Annotated in this window: 17 protein-coding genes and 1 pseudogene; 7 read left to right on the top strand and 11 right to left on the bottom strand. The window is 70.9% G+C overall.

Features of this window, described 5'->3' with window-relative positions:
• Nucleotides 1–106: 106 nt before the first annotated feature.
• Together ACIBEI_RS09755 and ACIBEI_RS09750 are read right to left on the bottom strand one after the other, a co-directional pair.
• Nucleotides 107–994 carry a DUF2690 domain-containing protein gene (locus ACIBEI_RS09755; RefSeq protein ID WP_398886897.1) on the bottom strand — a complete coding sequence of 296 codons (888 nt, stop codon included), beginning with the start codon at nucleotides 992–994 and terminating at the stop codon, nucleotides 107–109.
• Nucleotides 991–1,887, bottom strand: coding sequence for a peptidoglycan-binding protein (locus ACIBEI_RS09750; RefSeq protein ID WP_398886895.1), 897 nt, complete (start codon nucleotides 1,885–1,887; stop codon nucleotides 991–993). Before ACIBEI_RS09750 ends, ACIBEI_RS09755 begins: the two co-directional genes overlap by 4 nt.
• Before the next feature lie 334 nt (nucleotides 1,888–2,221).
• Between ACIBEI_RS09750 and ACIBEI_RS09745 the strand changes: the two genes are divergently transcribed.
• The gene (locus ACIBEI_RS09745) at nucleotides 2,222–2,689 is read left to right on the top strand and encodes a peptidoglycan-binding protein (RefSeq protein WP_398886893.1); all 468 of its coding nucleotides are present in this window, start codon (nucleotides 2,222–2,224) and stop codon (nucleotides 2,687–2,689) included.
• Here the strand turns inward: ACIBEI_RS09745 and ACIBEI_RS09740 are convergent.
• Complete coding sequence (locus ACIBEI_RS09740) at nucleotides 2,596–3,075, bottom strand: hypothetical protein (protein ID WP_398886891.1); 480 nt, start codon at nucleotides 3,073–3,075, stop codon at nucleotides 2,596–2,598. The genes ACIBEI_RS09745 and ACIBEI_RS09740 overlap by 94 nt on opposite strands.
• 60 nt (nucleotides 3,076–3,135) lie before the next feature.
• Between ACIBEI_RS09740 and ACIBEI_RS09735 the strand changes: the two genes are divergently transcribed.
• Nucleotides 3,136–3,321 (top strand): hypothetical protein, encoded by a 186-nt coding sequence (locus ACIBEI_RS09735; protein WP_398886889.1) that lies wholly within the window; start codon nucleotides 3,136–3,138, stop codon nucleotides 3,319–3,321.
• Between the two features lie 178 nt (nucleotides 3,322–3,499).
• Here ACIBEI_RS09735 and ACIBEI_RS09730 read toward each other — a convergent pair whose 3' ends face one another.
• Nucleotides 3,500–4,843, bottom strand: coding sequence for an erythromycin esterase family protein (locus tag ACIBEI_RS09730; RefSeq protein WP_398886887.1), 1,344 nt, complete (start codon nucleotides 4,841–4,843; stop codon nucleotides 3,500–3,502).
• Nucleotides 4,844–4,965: 122 nt separating this feature from the next.
• On the opposite strand from ACIBEI_RS09730, the gene ACIBEI_RS09725 reads away from it, so the two are divergent.
• On the top strand, nucleotides 4,966–5,556 hold the full coding sequence (locus ACIBEI_RS09725; protein ID WP_398886885.1) for a TetR/AcrR family transcriptional regulator: 591 nt from the start codon (nucleotides 4,966–4,968) through the stop codon (nucleotides 5,554–5,556).
• Nucleotides 5,557–5,611: 55 nt separating this feature from the next.
• On the opposite strand, the gene ACIBEI_RS09720 is transcribed toward ACIBEI_RS09725, so the two are convergent.
• Entirely contained in the window at nucleotides 5,612–6,049 is a 438-nt protein-coding gene (locus ACIBEI_RS09720; protein WP_398886883.1) for a Tn3 family transposase, read from the bottom strand.
• A 229-nt stretch (nucleotides 6,050–6,278) separates the two neighbouring features.
• On the opposite strand from ACIBEI_RS09720, the pseudogene ACIBEI_RS09715 reads away from it, so the two are divergent.
• Nucleotides 6,279–6,428: pseudogene (locus ACIBEI_RS09715) on the top strand (Tn3 family transposase); the annotation flags it as partial.
• A gap of 178 nt (nucleotides 6,429–6,606) precedes the next feature.
• Nucleotides 6,607–7,782: a cytochrome P450 gene (locus ACIBEI_RS09710; RefSeq protein ID WP_398887373.1), complete on the top strand. Its 1,176-nt coding sequence runs from the start codon at nucleotides 6,607–6,609 to the stop codon at nucleotides 7,780–7,782.
• 15 nt (nucleotides 7,783–7,797) lie between these two features.
• Here ACIBEI_RS09710 and ACIBEI_RS09705 read toward each other — a convergent pair whose 3' ends face one another.
• The 6 genes from ACIBEI_RS09705 to manD all read right to left on the bottom strand — a co-directional run bounded on the left by ACIBEI_RS09705 (nucleotide 7,798) and on the right by manD (nucleotide 14,833).
• A complete protein-coding gene (locus ACIBEI_RS09705; protein WP_398886881.1) occupies nucleotides 7,798–8,421 on the bottom strand; it encodes a bifunctional 4-hydroxy-2-oxoglutarate aldolase/2-dehydro-3-deoxy-phosphogluconate aldolase in 624 nt (207 codons plus the stop codon).
• A 101-nt stretch (nucleotides 8,422–8,522) separates the two neighbouring features.
• Nucleotides 8,523–9,536, bottom strand: a complete 1,014-nt coding sequence (locus tag ACIBEI_RS09700; protein ID WP_398886879.1) for a sugar kinase — start codon at nucleotides 9,534–9,536, stop codon at nucleotides 8,523–8,525.
• Between the two features lie 98 nt (nucleotides 9,537–9,634).
• The gene (locus ACIBEI_RS09695; RefSeq protein ID WP_398886877.1) at nucleotides 9,635–10,705 is read right to left on the bottom strand and encodes an L-idonate 5-dehydrogenase; all 1,071 of its coding nucleotides are present in this window, start codon (nucleotides 10,703–10,705) and stop codon (nucleotides 9,635–9,637) included.
• On the bottom strand, nucleotides 10,702–12,096 hold the full coding sequence (locus ACIBEI_RS09690; RefSeq protein ID WP_398886875.1) for an MFS transporter: 1,395 nt from the start codon (nucleotides 12,094–12,096) through the stop codon (nucleotides 10,702–10,704). Before ACIBEI_RS09690 ends, ACIBEI_RS09695 begins: the two co-directional genes overlap by 4 nt.
• A gap of 86 nt (nucleotides 12,097–12,182) precedes the next feature.
• Nucleotides 12,183–13,628 carry a mannitol dehydrogenase family protein gene (locus tag ACIBEI_RS09685; RefSeq protein ID WP_398886873.1) on the bottom strand — a complete coding sequence of 482 codons (1,446 nt, stop codon included), beginning with the start codon at nucleotides 13,626–13,628 and terminating at the stop codon, nucleotides 12,183–12,185.
• Nucleotides 13,625–14,833 carry a D-mannonate dehydratase ManD gene (gene manD, locus ACIBEI_RS09680; RefSeq protein WP_398886871.1) on the bottom strand — a complete coding sequence of 403 codons (1,209 nt, stop codon included), beginning with the start codon at nucleotides 14,831–14,833 and terminating at the stop codon, nucleotides 13,625–13,627. The genes ACIBEI_RS09685 and manD overlap by 4 nt, the downstream gene beginning before the upstream one ends.
• A gap of 101 nt (nucleotides 14,834–14,934) precedes the next feature.
• On the opposite strand from manD, the gene ACIBEI_RS09675 reads away from it, so the two are divergent.
• Both ACIBEI_RS09675 and ACIBEI_RS09670 read left to right on the top strand, forming a co-directional pair.
• On the top strand, nucleotides 14,935–15,645 hold the full coding sequence (locus tag ACIBEI_RS09675; RefSeq protein WP_143633164.1) for a GntR family transcriptional regulator: 711 nt from the start codon (nucleotides 14,935–14,937) through the stop codon (nucleotides 15,643–15,645).
• Between the two features lie 102 nt (nucleotides 15,646–15,747).
• Nucleotides 15,748–16,713 carry a hypothetical protein gene (locus ACIBEI_RS09670; RefSeq protein ID WP_398886869.1) on the top strand — a complete coding sequence of 322 codons (966 nt, stop codon included), beginning with the start codon at nucleotides 15,748–15,750 and terminating at the stop codon, nucleotides 16,711–16,713.
• The last annotated feature ends 46 nt before the right edge of the window (nucleotides 16,714–16,759 follow it).

Here is a 16,759-nt window from a genome sequence, read left to right as displayed (position 1 = left end):
CGCCGAGACCGGTCCGAAGAGGTGACGGCTCCTCGGACCGGTCCGGTCGGCCGGTCAGCCTGGCGCGTGCGTTTCGTGTGGGCCTGCCCGGCGCACCCTCGGCCGCTCAGCGAACGCGGCTCTCGAAGCACTCCTCCTCGCCGTCCGACCCGCCGTCCGATCTGCCGTCCGACGCCGGACGGAAGCAGGCCCGTACGACCTGGCCGGAGCGGGTGGTGGTCATCGGGGTGTAGACGTACGCCGCCGCGTCGGCCTCGTCCTCGACCTCGGCGGAACGTGGGCGGCCGTCCGCGGTCACCTCCAGCCGGTCGCCGATCCGCGTCCCCCACATCCGGGCCCAACTGGTCCCGCACGTCTCGCTGTGGCGCAGTTCCAGCATCGCTCCCGAGGAGGTGCGGTACGAGGCGAGGGTCTGCGGCCCGACCCCGCACTTCATGTCCATCGGGTTCCTGCCCTCGCACGCCGATCCCTTGCAGCGCGGCCCGGTCGCGGACGGGGAGGCGGAGGAGGACGTGCGTGGCGCGTCCTGGCCCAGGACGAGGAAGAGAGTGATCGCCACACCGCCGACGACCACGGCACACACCGACGCGAGCACCGCCACGGCCGCGCCCCTGTGCCCGGTGCGCGTCTCGTCCCGCGTAGCCGGAGCGGGCGCCTCGGACGGGACCGGTTCCGGAACCGGCGACGGTACCTCCGAGGGCGCACCCGCGGGCGTTTCCGTACGCCCTGCCTGTGCCGCGCGCCCGCTCCACTCCGACTCCGCGATCTCCCACAGCGCCAGACACCGCCCCTCCGGTTCGGAGGCGAGCCGGCACAGTTCCCGCACCGCGTCGCGCGGCGGCACGCTCTTGCCGTTGAGATAGCGCTCCCAGGACGACTTGCTGTACGCGGTCCGTTCCGCCAGGCCCACCATGCTCAGACCGGTGCGTGCCCGCAGGTCCCGCAGTGCTGCCGCCAGTCGTGCACGTTCCGGCGACGGCGTCGTGCGCGTCATCGCCGTAGCGCTCCCCAGGTGTGCCGGCCGATGATGCCGTCCACGACGAGGCCCGCCCGCTTCTGCAACTGCTCCACCGCGCTCTTGGTGTGCGGACCGAAGATCCCGTCGACGACCCCCGGGGCGAGGCCCGCCCTGCGCAGCAGACACTGAGCCTCGGCCACCTCGGGACCGGCGAGGCCCTCCGCCAGGACGGCGTCCAGGGTACGGCTGTTGCCCGCGTACCAGCGGCCGTGGATCCGCTCCACCTCGCAGGCGTACGTACGCGGCCCCGAAGGCGACGCCGACGGCGACACGGACGAGGTCGCCGAGCCGAGAGGGGTGGCCGACGCCCTGCTGTCGCCGTCCGAGAGCCGTACGGCCAGCAGGACCGCCGAGGAGACGGCCAGCACCAGCGCCACGGACCCCGCCACCAGCGCGACGCGCAGCGAACGCCCGTGCCGCGCCTCCTTGTTCGGGGCCGACAGGTTGTACGGCCCGGTGTCATCGGCTCCGGCTGCCTGAAGCGCCCCGGCAACCTCAACCGTGTGAGCGGCACCAGCCGCACCAGCCGTGCCAGTTGCCTCCGGGGCCTCCGGGGCCTCCGGGGCTCCAGATCCGTCCGGTGCCGATGTGCCCGCGCGTCCCTCTCCCCAGGCCTCGGCGGCCACCTCGTGCAGGGCGAGCAGCCGGGTCGGATCGTCCCCGCCGATCCGGGCCATCGCCTCGACGGCCTCCCGGGGCGGCAGCGACCGCCCGCCCAGGTACCGCTCCCACGACGACGCGCTGTACCCCGACTTCGCCGCCAACTGCCGCAGGCTCAGGCCGCTGTGGTCCTTGAGCCTGCGTAGACGCACCACCAACTGCCGTACACGCGGATCCAGTTCTCCGGGCAGCGCTTTCCAACGCGACATGTTCCCCCCACTCGCGTTCGCGGACCGTGGTCAGCGGTCCAATTTCCCGCGCATTCTGCATCAGCTTTCACGATGTGCCCCATACACCGGTTCCGCCTCCGTACCGAATCGGCCACCGTCCGCCACCGCGGCCCGGCCGGAACCGTCCCGCGGGATCGTCCGGGCGAGTGAGGTCCTCGCAGGTCAGGGGGTGGGACGTCCCGCGATGACGTCACTTTCCCGGCGGTCGTGGCGCGGCACACCGTCCACCACACAGTCTGATTGCCGAGCCGACCACACGGTCGGCCCCGCCCACAGAGGGCACAGAGGGAACCGAAGCATCGGAGGGGAAAGTATGCGAGCTCTGACGAGGACGATCGTCAGTGTCACCGCCGCCGTCGGGATCGCCGCGGGGGGCCTGGCGGGCTCGGGCGCCGCCTTCGCGGACTCCGCACCGGCCGTGAAGCCGGCGGTGAGCGCCCAGGACGTCACCATCCTGGCGACGAACAACCTCGGCCTGAGCACCCAGCAGGCCAAGAACATGCAGTGCTTCCTGAGGAACTCTCCGGCGAGCTACACCGGCGCCATCGACGGCCTGCTGGGCACCAACAGCTGGAAGGCGTACCAGCGTTGGCTGAAGGAGTACTGGGACTACACCGGTGCCATCGACGGCATCGTCGGCCCCAACACGATCAAGGCGCTGCAGCGCAAGCTGGCCTTCAACTGGGGCTACACGGGCGCCATCGACGGGATCGCCGGATCGGGGACCAAGGCCGCGTTCAAGCGGCTCGCCAACGACAACAGCGTCTTCTTCCCCTGCTGACGTCGCAGCGGACACCGGAGCCGACGCCCGGTCGGGTCGTCGCCCGCTGAGGTGAGGACCGCGGTCTGTCCTCTCACGGGGGAGGGGACAGGCCGCTTCCCGTTGTCAGTGGCGGTTGTTACAACGTATGCCTCGCGTTTGGCGTGCTCGGCGAGCGCCCGGTAGATGCCGGCCACCGAGGGGCTCTGTCCCTTGCGCTTGCCGGTGGGGATGATGAGGTCGGGCTGGATCTGCTCGACGGACTCACCGAGTGCCCGACGGCGGAGCACCGTGTGGAGCATGTCGTCGGTGATGACCGGCCGGCCGCCGTGCTTGCCCTTGCGGGCCGCGGTGTCGAGCCCTTCGAGCGTGGACTCGCGGATGTTCTCCCGCTCGCTCTCCGCCATCGCGGCGAAGAACGCGAACAGCTCTTCTCGCTGAAGATCTTGTCGCTCGGGATGCCGCGCTTGCTCAGCACGTCGAGCTGGGAGTCGAGTTCCTGCCCAAGGGCCGAGCATCTCGCGTACCCGATGCGGATGTCCGCGCTCGGCAGGCCCGGGTCGATCGGCGCCGACGGCGGGGTGCCCGACGCCCACGGTCGGCCCGGGCCACGGTCGGCCGCGTCCGACCTGTCGGTGGGCGAGGGCTGCTGAGTGTCCGTCATGGGCTGGGGTTTTCGCACAATGCAAGTCTCAGAAGGGGCTCCGTCCCGCTTTTGAGTGAGAACGGGTTCTGAGAACGAATCCGGGTTCGGCGGGGCCCGGCGGCCGGTGATTGATCTTTCTCGCGCAAAGGACCGTTTATGGAGCCCGGCTCCCGCCACCGGTTGAGTCACCGGAGGATGTGGGCGGCTTCGACCTGGTGGAGGTGGATGAGGATGTCGTAGGAGCGGCCGAGCGCGGTTGCCGGGTCGTCGGTCGACCAGTACAGGCCGTACGAGCGGGTGGGGCGGGCTTCGGAGAGCCAGGCGCGGGCCGCTGGGGGCGCGGTGCGCAGGTCGATGCTGAAGTCGCGGTAGCGGAGCCTGTCGAGGGTGTACTCGTTGTGGCCCTTCGGGGCGGGTGCGACGGTGTATGCCTTGGGCTGCTGGGCGGTGAAGTCGGGCAGGGCGTTGACGGTGCCCTGGTTGAAGGTCAGGCCGATGCTGACGTAGTCCGGGCCGAGTTGTGCGCGCAGGAAGGCACCGGTGGGTTCCGGGAACTCAGCCGGGTTGTCGCTGGTGTAGGCGACGTGGCCGTTGTTGGAGGCGAGCAGGATGCGGCCGCCCTCGTGTCGCTGCCACCAGGCGGTGTTGGCGGCCATGGCACGGTCGCGATAGCGCATGCGCTCGGGGAACTGCTCATCGGGGAAGGCATAACCAGTGAAGCTCTGGGCGATGGCGGTGGCGTTCTGCAGGGCCCATTCGTACGCCCGCTCGGTATCGCGGCCCGTGGTGCGGGGGCGGCCGTGGTCGCGGAGCAGCGCCACGGCGGCGTCGGCCCGGTCGGCCTCGGAGCGGCGTGCTGGAAGGTCCTTGGTCAGCTGGCCGACCATCCACGGTCCCGCCTGCGTTCCGGCCGTCGGCTTCAGTCCCGCGTAGAGGCCGCCGATGCGCTTGGCCAGGTCTGGGCGGTGCGCGGCAAGGTAGTCGGTGACGGGGCCGAAGGCGTCGGGTCCGGCATAGCCGAGGTCGTTGCCCACGAACCGCAACTGCGGCCGGTCTGGGTGGGTGATGTTGTACCGGCGCATCCACTGAATCAGGTCGAGGTACTCCTGGGTGTTCCAGAAGGCGTACTGGCCTTGGAACTCGTCCCGCATGATCTGCGCAGGATCGCCGATGCCGCGAGTGACGTAGCCGTCCAGTCGCAGGCCGGTGCTCCAACTCGCCTCCAGGGCGAAGGTGGTGAAGCCCTTGGTGGCGACAAGATGGCGGAAGACCCGCTGCTTGAGCGTGAAGAACTCGTGGGCGCTGTGGCTGGCCTCTCCCAGGCCCACGACGCGGGCGCCGCCGATCATTCGGCCGAGCCCGTTCAGGTCGTTCAGGGGCCGTGCGATGCGGTTCAGGGCGTTGACCGGCTCGGCGGCCGAGGCGGCCGACGCTGCGGCAGTGCCGGTGCCGAGGGTCCCTGCGGCGAGGGCGGCGGCGGTGGCCAGGCTGAGTAGGTGGCGGCGGCTGACGGGGTGCGCGTGGCTCATGGCATCTCCTTCGACTGGTGGGTGTGGCACGACAGTACTCAAAATTTGGGCGCTTGCGCAAGACGCTCGTCTCATTCAAGCGCCTCATGCATACGTGCAATGCATCGGGTAGCGTTCTCGGCATGGGAAATCGCGAGGATCTACTGGCGGGAGCCAGGCACTGTCTGCAGGAGAAGGGCTGGGCTCGGACCACGGTGCGCGACATCGTGACGGCGGCCGGCGGCGTGAGCATGGCGGCCATCGGCTACCACTTCGGCTCCCGTGAGGCGCTCTTGAACGCCGCGCTCATCGAGGCGATCGACGAATGGGGCACACGGATCGGCCGCACACTGGTCTCCTTCGGCGAAGCCGGAAGCAGCCCGGCCGTGCGCTACGAGGCGATGTGGGCGGAGATCATCAAGTCCTTCCAAGGCGACCGGACGCTGTGGCTGGCCACGCTCGAAGCCCTGCTCCAGGCGGAACACTCCGACGATCTGCGCCGCTACCTGGCCGGAAGTCAGGCCCAGGGCCGCCAGGGTCTGGCCGCGCTGTTGCTCGGCACACCCGAGGACGAGGTCGACGACACCGCCGCCCGCACCTTGGGCGCCGCGCAGATGGCCCTGTTCACCGGTCTGATGACGCAGTGGCTCACCGACCCCGACCAGGCTCCTGACGCCTCTGAAATCGTCGCGGGTCTACGCGCCCTCACCGGCATCGTCGACGCACACGAGTAGCCAAGGCATCGACAGGGCCACCCGATCGCCGGACGACGACGGGCAGCCTGCTGCATCACGGTGTGCGGCCGTTTCTCTGCTGCGCCTCGCCGAGGACGCCGCTGGTCCGGCCGTAGGGGTTCACGTGTGTCCAGAACAGCGGTGACAGGGCCCGCCGGTCGGCGTCGGTGAGCCGCTCCACGACCTGGGGCCCGTCGTTGATCTCGCGCCGCAGGTCCGCGTCGGAGAGGTGGTCACAGATGAACGCCGTACCCAGGCGCAGGGCGGTGGTGTACTTCACGATCTGGTCGTACTGCTGGCGGATCAGGTCCCAGTCGATCGTCTTGGCCGAGGGCGCCGGCGCCAGGTTCGGCCACTTCTCGTCCTGTCCGGCCGCCGGCCGGTACAGGCGTGCCGAGCCGATGTTCTTCAGCCTCGGGAGCAGGTTGAATCCGAGCATGTGGGCGAAGGCGAACTCGACGATGGAGGCGCCGTGCGTGTCGGTGCACTGCACGGACGATCTCCACGTCCGGCCAACAGGGCACCGGCAAGTACTCGTGCAGGGAACACTGAGATGGGGCGGGCATGGACAGCACCACGATGAAGCCCATCAAGGGCCTGTTCTCCCGAGGCTGCCCCGAAGTGACAAGCAGCTCTCGGTAGCGGATCTGGGGTGCGGCAGGAGTGGGAGCCGGAGAAGCTGATCGAGGTCTGGACGCTGCTGGAGGAGGACCAGGAGTGGCATGACCGAGTGGCACCAGCGGTACCGCGGGCCCGGCGTGATGATCTACTGGCACGTCGAGAAGAAGTCACCGTGTGTCTACAGCCAACTCAAGTCCTGCTCGGCCTCCGAGGTCGCCGCGATGGTCGAGTGCGTGCTGCGGCACTGCACTCTGGTGATTCTCGCCCTGTCCGGCTGCTCTCCCTGGGGCTGCACCGACCCGACGGCGAAGCACCAACCGGCTCAGAAGCAACTGCATCGGCCGATCCCGGCCCCCGCACTCAGCGGTTAGCCTTGGCTATGATCGGTTTTTCTGCACTCGGCCGGAGTACGCGATGCCGGAGTCCGCGATGAGCGTCGTCGACTCCTTCCCGCTCGGGGCCGCGACCACGCTCGCCGAACTCGCCCGGGATCCGCATCCGCGACTGGCGCTGTTGCGTGCGCAGGAGCCCGTGTCGTGGCTTCCCGAGCTGGACGGCTGGCTGGTGACCCGGCGCGACCTCGCGATGAGCGTGATGCGGGACGCGGCGACCTTCACCGTCGACGACCCCCGGTTCTCCACCGCGCAGGTCGTCGGGCCGAGCATGCTGTCGCTGGACGGCGACGAGCACACCCGCCACCGCGAGCCCTTCAACCAGCCCTTCCGCCCGCGCGAGGTCCGTGACGGCTTCGCCTCGTTCATCGAGCGGGAGACCGAGCGGCTCATCACCGCACTGGAACCGACCGGCGCCGTCGACCTACGACGGACCTTCGCCGGCCCGCTCGCGGTCGCCGTCGTGACCGAGGCACTCGGGCTGGTGGGCACCGACGCGGAGACGGTGCTCTCCTGGTACGACACCATCGTGCGGTCGGTCTCCGACATCACCGCCGGACATGAGGCGGCGCCCGCCGGCACCGCTGCGTACGCGCAACTACGGGCGGCAGTGGAAGCCACCCTCGCGGACCGGGGCACGTCGTCGCTCCTCGTCTCCGCCGCCGGGCGGCTGGCGGTGCCCGAAGTGGCCTCCAACGCCGCGGTCCTGATGTTCGGAGGCATCGAGACCACCGAGGGGATGATCACCAACGCGCTGCTGCATCTGCTGCACCACCCCGAGCAACTCGCTCTGGTCCGGGCCGACTTCGGCCTCCTGGACGGCGCGATCGAGGAATCGCTGCGCCTCGAACCAGGGGCGGCGGTCGTGGACCGCTACGCCACCCGCGACACCGTCCTCGGCCCGGCCACGATACGAAAGGGCGACCTGGTCACCGTCTCCCTGACGGGCGCCAACCGGGACCCGGCCCTCTTCCCCGACCCCGACCGCTTCGACGTCCGCCGCGAGAACGCACGCCTCCAACTGGCCTTCGCCCACGGCCCGCACTACTGCCTCGCCGCACACCTCGCCCGCCTGGAGACCCGGATCGCGCTCCAGCGGCTGCTCGAACGCCTCCCCGCCCTGCGCCTCGACCCGGAGCACCCCACCGCCCCGTACGGTCTGGTCTTCCGCAAGCCGCTCAGGCTGCACGTGCTGTGGGACAGGCCCGCCTGAGGCCGCCCCCGGCCGTCATCGACAGGAGTCCGTGAAGGCACGGGCCCGTCGGGTGATCTCGGGCCAGTCCCCGGCGGCCACCAGGGAGGGCGGTACGACGTTCGAACCTGCGCACACCGCACGTGCCCCGGCGGCCAGGAAGGCGGCCGCGTTGTCCTCGTTGACGCCACCCGAGGCCACCAGCGGTACGTCCGGGAACGGGCCGGCCAGGTCCCGGAGGTAGCCGGGGCCGAAGGCGCGCGCGGGGAAGATCTTCACCGCGTCGGCGCCGAGGTCGAGCGCCAGGCCGACCTCGGTGGGGGAGAGTGCGCCGAGCACGACCGGCACTCCGGCCGCCGACGCCGCCTTCGCCACCTCCGGGCGGCAGCCGGGCGTGACGAGGTACTGGGCCCCCGCGTCGATCAGTTCCTCGGCCTGCTCGCCGGTCATCACCGTGCCCGCGCCGATTCCGTCCCCGTCGTCGGCCACCGCCCGTCGCAGGTGCGCGGCGAGTCCGGGGGTGGTGCGGGTGAACTCGATCCAGCGGATGCCGCCGGCGCGCAGGGCCGCGCACAACGCCGCCGCGTCGGGTATCTCCGGTGCGCGGACGACGGCGATCACGCGGTCCTTCGACAGCTGGGAGAGGAAGTCGGCGGTCATGGGCGGGAGTTCTCCTTCGGTGGTGCGCGATGCGGTCGTGCGCGATTGCGGTGGGGCGAGATGCGGTGGGGCCCGACTCGGGTTGTTGCAGGGCTGATTCCTCAGCGTGGTGCCGTGGCGGCCCACACGTCGTCGTCCAGGGCGAGGCACCGGTCGGTCTCCGTGCGGGGCGGCATGACGGGAACGTCGTCCCGGGTCCGCAGCGCGGCGGCGGCCGCCAGATGGCCGAGGCGCAGCCGGGAGCGTTCGTCGCGGTCCTCCAGGACGCCGGCCAGGTAGCCGGCCGCGAACGCGTCGCCCGCACCGACCGGTTCGACCACCTTGGTGGGCAGCGAGGGCACGAACGTCCGCACCCCGTCGGCGTACGAGGTCGCACCATGCTCGGCGTCCTTGACGACCACGACGGGCGCGGGATCGAGCAGGGCCGCGATGTCGTCCGGACGGGCGGTGCCCCACAACTCCTCGGCCTCGTCCCGTCCCACGAACACGATGTCCGCGGCGCGGGCGAGCGCCAGCAGGCTCCGCGCGGCGTCCGCATCGCCGCCGCGCCAGAGGGCGGGACGGTGGTTCACGTCGAAGGAGACGACCGGACCGTGCGTGGCGCGGCCCTCCCGGCCGAGGAGCAGCGCCTCCAGCAGGCGGGCGCAGCTGTCGGAGACGGCCGCGGCCACGCCCGACAGATGCACGATGCGGGCCCGGCGGAGTGCGGGCCGCCCGGCCAGCTCCGGCCCCATCCGGGACGCGGCCGATCCGCCGCGGTAGTAGTGCGTACGGGTGCGGTCCGGGCCCGGGTCCTTGAAGTAGACCCCGGTCGGCCGCTCCGGATCGGTCTCCACGGCGCTCACGTCCACGCCCCGCGCGGTGAGTTCGGCCAGGATGCGGCGGGCGAACGGATCGTCGCCGAGTCGGCTCAGCCAGGCGGCGCGGTGTCCGAGTCCGGCCAGTCCGCAGGCGACGTTCGACTCGGCGCCGCCGATGGCCATGCTGAGCGCGGGCTGCTCGGCGAGCGGCCGGGCGTCCGGTGGGCTGAGCACGGCCATCGTCTCGCCGACGCACACGACGTCGGCCACCGGCTGCTGGCTGTCGGCGGTGCGGGAAGGGGACGGCAGGGGCACGGGATTCTCCTGGCGGACGGGGCGGGACTGCGGACTTGATGCGGTGCGGGCGGGCCCGGGCACCCGGGCGGGCCCCGGGCACGGGAACCCGCCCTGCGTCACAACTCGGTGGCTGCCGAAGTGGCGGCCGGTTCGGGCATCTCGGTCCCGAGCCGCAGCATCACCTTGCTGCTCCCGCTCCCCGGGTCGGCGGCGACGGCGAGCGCCTCCTCGGCCCGTTCCAGCGGGAAGCGGTGGGTGATCAGCGGGGTCACGTCCAGGCCGTCCCGGAGCGCGAGCAGCGCCTCGTCGATCTCCTCGACGAAGCGGTACGAGCCGATCCAGGTGATCTCGCGGGTCACCAGGTCGCCGAGCGCGGCGGCCACGGCCGTACCGGGCAGGTTGCCCACCTGGACGAGCGTGCCTCCGCGGGCCGTGGCACGCAGCACAGGACCGAGCGCGGCCGGGGCGCCGGACGCCTCGAAGACCACGTCCACGTCCTCGGGCAGCGCGTCACCGGCGGAGAGGTCGCATGTCTCGTCGGCGCCCATGGCGCGGGCGACGGCGAGGGAGGACGACGCCAGGTCGGCGGCGACGATCCGGCCCGCTCCCCGGTATCGCGCGGCGGCGACGACCAGGGAGCCGATCGGTCCACAGCCGTTGACCAGGACCGTACGGCTGCGCAGTGCGGGGGCCCGGCCGACGGCGTGCAGGGCGACGGCCAACGGCTCGGCCAGAGCGCCCTGTTCGGTGCCGACGCCCTCCGGCAGCGGCCGGATCTGGGTCGCGGGGACGGCCCGGTACTCGCTGAACCCGCCGTCGGTGTGCGGGTCGAAGGCCGCCGAGCCGAAGTAGCGGACGCTCGGGTAGAGGTTGGTCCGCCCGGCGATCCGCTCGGGAAGGACGCCGTCGCCGACCAGTTGGGCCGGGTGCACGGTGACCGGCTGCCCTTCCCGGAGGCCGGTGACTCCGTTGCCGAGCGCGGCGACCCTGCCCGCGAACTCGTGCCCGAGCACCAGCGGATGCGTGAGCGCGGCGGTGCCGGACGCCCCCTTCTTCCAGTACGCGATGTCGGATCCGCAGATCCCGCCCCACTCCAGGGCCAGCAGCACCTCGCCCGCGCCCGGCACCGGCCGGGCCCGTTCGTCGACGCGTACGTCGCCGGGACCGTGCACCACAACCGCCCTCATACGGCGTCCTCCAGTCGGACCAGGTCGCGTCCGCGTGTCTCGGGCGCGAGGAACGCGCTGACGAAGGTGATGAGTGAGTAGACGACGAGCATCGCTGCGATGGGCCACCAACTGCCGGTGACGGCCGTGAGCGTGGCCGCGAGGACCGGTCCGATCGCCGTGGCGAGGATGCCGCCGATCTCCTTGGCGAGCGCCAGCTGGGTGAACCGGGTGCGGGAGCCGAAGAGTTCGGCCATCGTGACGCTTTCGAGCGAGAACAGGCCGAGGACACCGACGTTCAGGCCGAGGACCATGCCGAGCATGATGCCCGGGGTGGAGCCGGAGGTGATGAGGAGCATCACCGGGAAGGCGAGGACGACGGTCAGAGCTGAGAGCGCGAGGTAGATCACACGGCGTCCGAAACGGTCGCCCAGCAGACCGATCACCGGCACGGTGGCGAAGCCCAGCAGCGAGCCGTACACGATCGCGTCCGTCGGTACGGACCGGCCGACCGCCAGGTTGGTGGCGATGTAGCCGACCAGGAACGTCTGCATCAGCCCGGAGTTGCCCGCCTGGCCGAAGCGCAGCCCCAGCGCGAGGAAGAACGCCTTGCCCTTGCGCTGGCGGATACCCGCGGCCAGGACGCTGCCCTGGTGCTCGTCGGCGGTGGCGATCACGGACTCGACCTCGTCACGGGCGAGCGCCACACCGTCGACCACGTCGGGGCGCTCCTCGAAGACCGGGCTCTCCTTGAGACTGCGGCGAATCCAGACCGCGAAGATCATCAACCCGAAGCTCAACAGGAAGGGCAACCTCCAGCCCCAGGACAGCAGTTGGTCCTCGCTGAGCACGGCGAGCAGGATGGCCCACAGACCGGAGGCGGCGAGCGTCCCGGAGTTCGTGCCGAGCGACACCAGCGAGGAGATCAGCCCGCGCTTCTTCACGGGCGCGTACTCGGCCAGCATCACGGTCGCCCCGGCGATCTCGGCACCCGCGCCGAAGCCCTGCACCAACCGGAGCACGACGAGCAGGATCGGCGCGAGGATGCCGATCGTGGCGTAGGTGGGCAGGGCGCCGATCAGGGTGGTTGAGGCGCCCATCAGCAGGATCGTGAGGAACAGGACCTTCTTGCGGCCGATCCGGTCGCCCATCCGCCCGAAGTAGACGGCACCGGCGAGCCGGGCCACGTACCCGACGCCGTAGGTGGCCATCGCGGCGATGAGCCCGATGGCGGGGCTGACGTCCGGGAAGAAGATCTTGTTGAAGACGATCGCGGCGGCCAGCGAGTAGAGCTGGAAGTCCATGAACTCCATGGCCGTGCCGAGCCAGCCCGAGACGGCGGCCCGGGTCAGATCGCGTGTGCTGCGCTGAGCGGATGGCGTCTGCTGAGCGGCTATGACGCTGTCCTTCATCGTGAACTCCATTGTTCGGCGAACGATGTTCGGGGACGGGGAGGCTGTGGGGGGAGGACCTGGGATGTTGCGGGGAGGGAGCGGGATCAGATCTCGACGCGGCCGGCCCGCAGCGCGGGAAGCCGGTCCGCGACGGCGGCGGTGAGCGCCGCGTCGTCCGCCAGGTCCGCGGCGCCGAGCACGCGCAGCAGTGCGCGTACGGTCTCGGCGGGGCGGGTCGCGGGCCCCCAGCAGGCGGCGAGCACCTCGGCGGCCGGATCGGCGGGCGCATCGGTCCGGCGGGTGCTCTCCGCCCAGGCGGCCAGGGCGAGTTCGAGGACAGGGGTGCTCGCGCCAAGGGCCCGCAGTTCGCGCAGGCCCGGCAGCCAGCGCTCCGTGATCTTCAGTGATCCGTCGGAGCCGATCTGCCGCAGCAGGTGGTGCATGGCGGGATTGCGGAAACGTACGACGAGATCGTCGGCGTACGCGACCGGATCGGGGCCGTCGGCCGGGAGCGTGGGGGCGATCTCCGCACACAGCGTCCGGACGAGGCGTTCGCCCCAGTCCGCCGCCATGGTCCCGGCGATCGTGGTGAGCCCGGCGGCGCTGCCGAGGTAGGCCAGGGCGGAGTGGGAGCCGTTGAGCAGCCGCAGCTTGGTGAGCTGGTAGGGCGCGACGTCCGGCACGAACAGGGCGCCGTCGAGCTCCCAGGGCGGCCGGGGCGCGGCGAAGGAGTCCTCCAGCACCCACTGCCGGTACGGCTCACCCGTCACGGGGAGGGCGTCGCGCACCCCGAGCGCGGCGACGGCGGCCGCCCGGTCGGCCTCGCTCGTGGCGGGCACGATCCGGTCCACGACCGTCGCGGGGAAGGCGACGGCCTCGGCCATCCGGTCCAGGATCTCCGCACGGTCCGGCCAGGCCGACGCACGGATGTAGTCGTGGACCACACGGCCGAGCGCGGCGCCGTTGTCCGCCATGTTGTCGCAGGACACGACATTGACCGGGGGCGCGCCCGCCCGCATCCGCGCGGCCAGTCCGGCGGCCAGCCGTCCGACCACCGTGGTGAGAGGCCCGTCGGCTGCGGCCGCGAGGTCGGCGGCGACGGGCCCGGCCCCTGTGTCCAGCCCGCCGGTCGACGGGGAACGGTGATAGCCCTTCTCCGTCACGGTCAGCGTCACCACCGTCACCTCGGGGTCGGCGAGCAGGGCGTCGACCGTCCTGGCATCGGGCCCCATGGCCAGCGCACCGACGACCGAGCCCACGACACGCGTGCGGTGCCCGTCCGGACGGCGTTCGGTGAGCGAGTACAGACAGTCCTGGTCCCGCAGGGCGCGCACCGTCGTGGCCGACCTGGGCGCGACCGCCGTGATGCCCCAGGACTCGCCCGAGCGCGCGGCGGCCTGCTCGGTGAACACGGCCTGGTGCGCCCGGTGGAAGGCGCCGAGCCCGAAGTGGACGACACGGGTGCGCAGTTGGGCCGGATCGACGGCGGGCCGCTGCTCGGGCGGAAGCCTGAGGAGGGCCTCACGGCTCAGCAGGTCGTCGGCGCTCACCAGTCGTGCACCGACCCGTCGAGACGGCGGGCGACCGGGAGGTATCGCCGCTGGTAGGGGAAGCGCTCGGCGGCCTTCTCGTCGTACTCGACGCCGAGACCCGGCTCCTCGGAGGGGTACAGCATGCCGTCGGCGAAGGTCACACCCGTACGGAACACCTCGGCGGTCTCTTCGGCGTGCCCCATGTACTCCTGGATGCCGAAGTTGGGCACGGCGATGTCGACGTGCACGGCGGCCGCCATGCTGATGGGGGAGAGATCGGTCGCCCCGTGGGATCCGGTCCGCACCTGGTAGAGCGCGGCGAGGTCGAAGATCCGCCGCAGATGGGTGATCCCGCCGGCGTGGACGACGGTGGTGCGTACGTAGTCGATGAGCTGCTCCGTGATCAGGTGCTGGACGTCCCAGATCGAGTTCATCACCTCGCCGACCGCGATCGGCGTCGTCGTGTGCTGCCGGATCAGCCGGAACGACTCCTGGTTCTCGGCCGGGGTCGGGTCCTCCATCCAGAACAGCCGGCACCCCTCGACGCTCTTGCCGAACCGGGCCGCCTCGATCGGGGTCAGCCGGTGGTGCACGTCGTGCAGGAGGTGAAAGCCGAAGCCGAAGCGTTCCCGCACCGCCTCCAGATAGGTGGGCGCGAAGCCGAGATAGGCCTCGGTGTCCCAGGGCTGCTCGTCGGGCAGCTCGGTCGCGGCAGGCTCGTAGACCTTGCCCTTGCGCACGCCGTACGTGCCGCCGACCTCGGGCACGGCGGCCTGCGCCCGTACGGCCTTGTAGCCCAGCTCCAGATAGCGCTCGACGTCGTCCAGCAGCGAGGGTGTGTCCGTGCCGCTGGCGTGCGAGTAGACCAGCACGCCGTCGCGGGACCTGCCGCCGAGGAGCTGGTGGACGGGCAGCCCGGCCGTCTTGCCCTTGATGTCCCACAGGGCGGTGTCGACGGCGGCGATCGCGGTCATGGTGACCGGCCCGCGCCGCCAGTAGGCACCCTTGTAGAGGTACTGCCACATGTCCTCGATGCGGGCGGGGTCCCTGCCGATCAGCAGGGGAACCACGTGGTCGCGCAGATAGCTCGCCACGGACAGTTCACGACCGTTGAGCGTCGCGTCACCGAGCCCGGTCACCCCGTCCGTGGTGGTGATACGCAGGGTGACGAAGGTACGGCCGGGGGAGGCAACGAACACCTCGACGCGTTCGATCTTGCTCACAGGTACTCCTTGGGTACTTCTTGGTCGCGAAGTACTTGTATACAAGCATCTGTCGCGCAGCATGGCAATACTTGTGGCGCCGTCCTACGTACGATGTGCACATGGCTCAAACGAACGGGCGGACGAGTCGGCGCGATATCTATCTGAAATTGCGTCAGCTGGTCCTGACCCTCGAACTTCCCCCGGGCGCGGCCCTGTCGGAGAACGAACTCGCCGCGTCGCTGGGCGTCAGCCGCACGCCCGTGCGGGAGAGCCTGATCCTGTTGGCTCAGGAGGGCCTGGTGCAGGTCTTCCCGAAGATCGGGTCGTTCGTTTCGCGGGTGGACCCGGCACAGGTCGCCGACGCGCAGTTCCTCCGGGAGGCGGTCGAGCTCGCCTCGCTCGACGATCTTCCCGAGCGGCTCGACCCCGCCGTCGTAGAGGAGCTGCGTGGCAACCTGAACCGCCAGCGGCGCGCGGACCTCGACCTGGAGGAGTTCTTCGATCTGGACGAGGCGTTCCACCAGGGCCTGATGCGCCTGAGCGGTCACGGCAACGTGTGGACGACCGTCGCCGCGGCCAAGGGTCACCTGGACCGGGCCCGCCGCCTCGGTCTGCACGAGAACGTGTCCCCGGCGGTCTTCGCCGCTCAGCACCACGAGATCTTCGAGGCGATCGTCGGCGGGAACGTCCCGCTCGCCCGCACGGCCATGCGTACGCACCTGCGGGCCGTCTTCAGCGACATCGAACGCATCCGCGCGCACTCACCGGAACTGTTCGCCACCGACGCCTCGACGGTGCCCGTACGACGCAATGTCGTCGTCTGGGAGTGACCTGCCGGTAGCTCAGGCCTCCGATAATTGCTTCCCTTCTGCAACCAATACACTGCGGCGACGCGTCCGTCACTTCAGCCGCGAATCGGGGGAGCCGCAGAGATGAACGCCTGGAACCCGCAGGGGCCACCGCCGTACGACCCGCACGGTGGCAATGTGCCTCCGCAGCCCCAGGGTCCCTACCCGTACAACACCCCACCGCCGCCCGGCGGTTACCCGCCCAACGCGCCGTACCCCAACGCCCCGTATCCCAACGGTCCGCACCCTTACCCTCCGCAACCCGGCCCGCCGTACCCGGGGCCGCTGCCCCCGCGCCGCGTGGGACCGCTGGGGCGTCTGTGGCGCACCGCGGGTCCTATCGCGGTCGGGCGCAAGGTCTTCACGCCGTCGCGGCCGGGCCGGGTCGACGACGAGGTCGTCGCCCGCATCCAGAAGATCCGAACCATCGTCGGCCTGTGCGCCGTCGTGTGGGTGACGCTCTCCTACAAACTCGCCGCGTCCGCGGGGGACATCGCGAGCGACCGCGGCAGCCAGGCCTGGAACAACGTCCTTGTGCTCGCGGTGACCTTCCCCGTGGCCGTCGGTGTGCTGATCGCCGCGGCCCGGCCGCCGGCCCGTCAGGAGCTGCTGCGCCGCACCGCGAAGCCCTTCGGTTCGATCCTGGCCATCATGGGCGCCATGTTCGTGTTCCCCGCGGGTGTGCTCACCGGCTTCGTCAGCGGGCGGTTCGCCACCAATCCCGTGATGACGGTGGTCACCGTGGTCGTCACGCTGCTCGCGATCGTCTGGGTCCTCCCGTTCGTCTTCTACGGCATCGGTATGTCCCTCGTCCATGTCTTCCGCACGGCGGACATCCATGAGACGGTGCCGCCTCTGCTGGCCATCACGCTCGTGTGGGAGATGGCTTTGGTGGACATGTTCACAGGGGCCTACGACACTCTGCCGGGGCCCGTCCGGATCGTTGTCACGCTCGGCGCGCCGCTGTCCGTCACCGCGGTGGGCCTCTGGGAACTGCGCCGCCTTCGCACCAACTACGGCCTCACACTGCGCGGCGCGCTCATGCGCTGAGAGCGCGGATCCCCGGGAGGGGTCCCGGGGGCGGGGCCGCACCATG

Source organism: Streptomyces sp. NPDC050988 (assembly GCF_044456225.1).
In the GTDB taxonomy this organism is placed as follows: Bacteria; Actinomycetota; Actinomycetes; order Streptomycetales; family Streptomycetaceae; genus Streptomyces.
The sequence above is the reverse complement of the archived record's forward strand: the minus strand, read 5'-3'. Positions and strand labels throughout refer to the sequence as shown.

Coding starts and splice junctions, on each gene's coding strand:
- ACIBEI_RS09675 (WP_143633164.1), top strand. CDS start 14,935: ATGGCTCAAACGAACGGGCGGACGAGTCGGCGCGATATCTATCTGAAA.
- ACIBEI_RS09745 (WP_398886893.1), top strand. CDS start 2,222: ATGCGAGCTCTGACGAGGACGATCGTCAGTGTCACCGCCGCCGTCGGG.
- ACIBEI_RS09710 (WP_398887373.1), top strand. CDS start 6,607: ATGAGCGTCGTCGACTCCTTCCCGCTCGGGGCCGCGACCACGCTCGCC.
- ACIBEI_RS09755 (WP_398886897.1), bottom strand. CDS start 994: ATGACGCGCACGACGCCGTCGCCGGAACGTGCACGACTGGCGGCAGCA.
- ACIBEI_RS09695 (WP_398886877.1), bottom strand. CDS start 10,705: ATGAGGGCGGTTGTGGTGCACGGTCCCGGCGACGTACGCGTCGACGAA.
- ACIBEI_RS09750 (WP_398886895.1), bottom strand. CDS start 1,887: ATGTCGCGTTGGAAAGCGCTGCCCGGAGAACTGGATCCGCGTGTACGG.
- ACIBEI_RS09725 (WP_398886885.1), top strand. CDS start 4,966: ATGGGAAATCGCGAGGATCTACTGGCGGGAGCCAGGCACTGTCTGCAG.
- ACIBEI_RS09705 (WP_398886881.1), bottom strand. CDS start 8,421: ATGACCGCCGACTTCCTCTCCCAGCTGTCGAAGGACCGCGTGATCGCC.
- ACIBEI_RS09730 (WP_398886887.1), bottom strand. CDS start 4,843: ATGAGCCACGCGCACCCCGTCAGCCGCCGCCACCTACTCAGCCTGGCC.
- ACIBEI_RS09670 (WP_398886869.1), top strand. CDS start 15,748: ATGAACGCCTGGAACCCGCAGGGGCCACCGCCGTACGACCCGCACGGT.
- ACIBEI_RS09690 (WP_398886875.1), bottom strand. CDS start 12,096: ATGAAGGACAGCGTCATAGCCGCTCAGCAGACGCCATCCGCTCAGCGC.
- ACIBEI_RS09740 (WP_398886891.1), bottom strand. CDS start 3,075: ATGGCGGAGAGCGAGCGGGAGAACATCCGCGAGTCCACGCTCGAAGGG.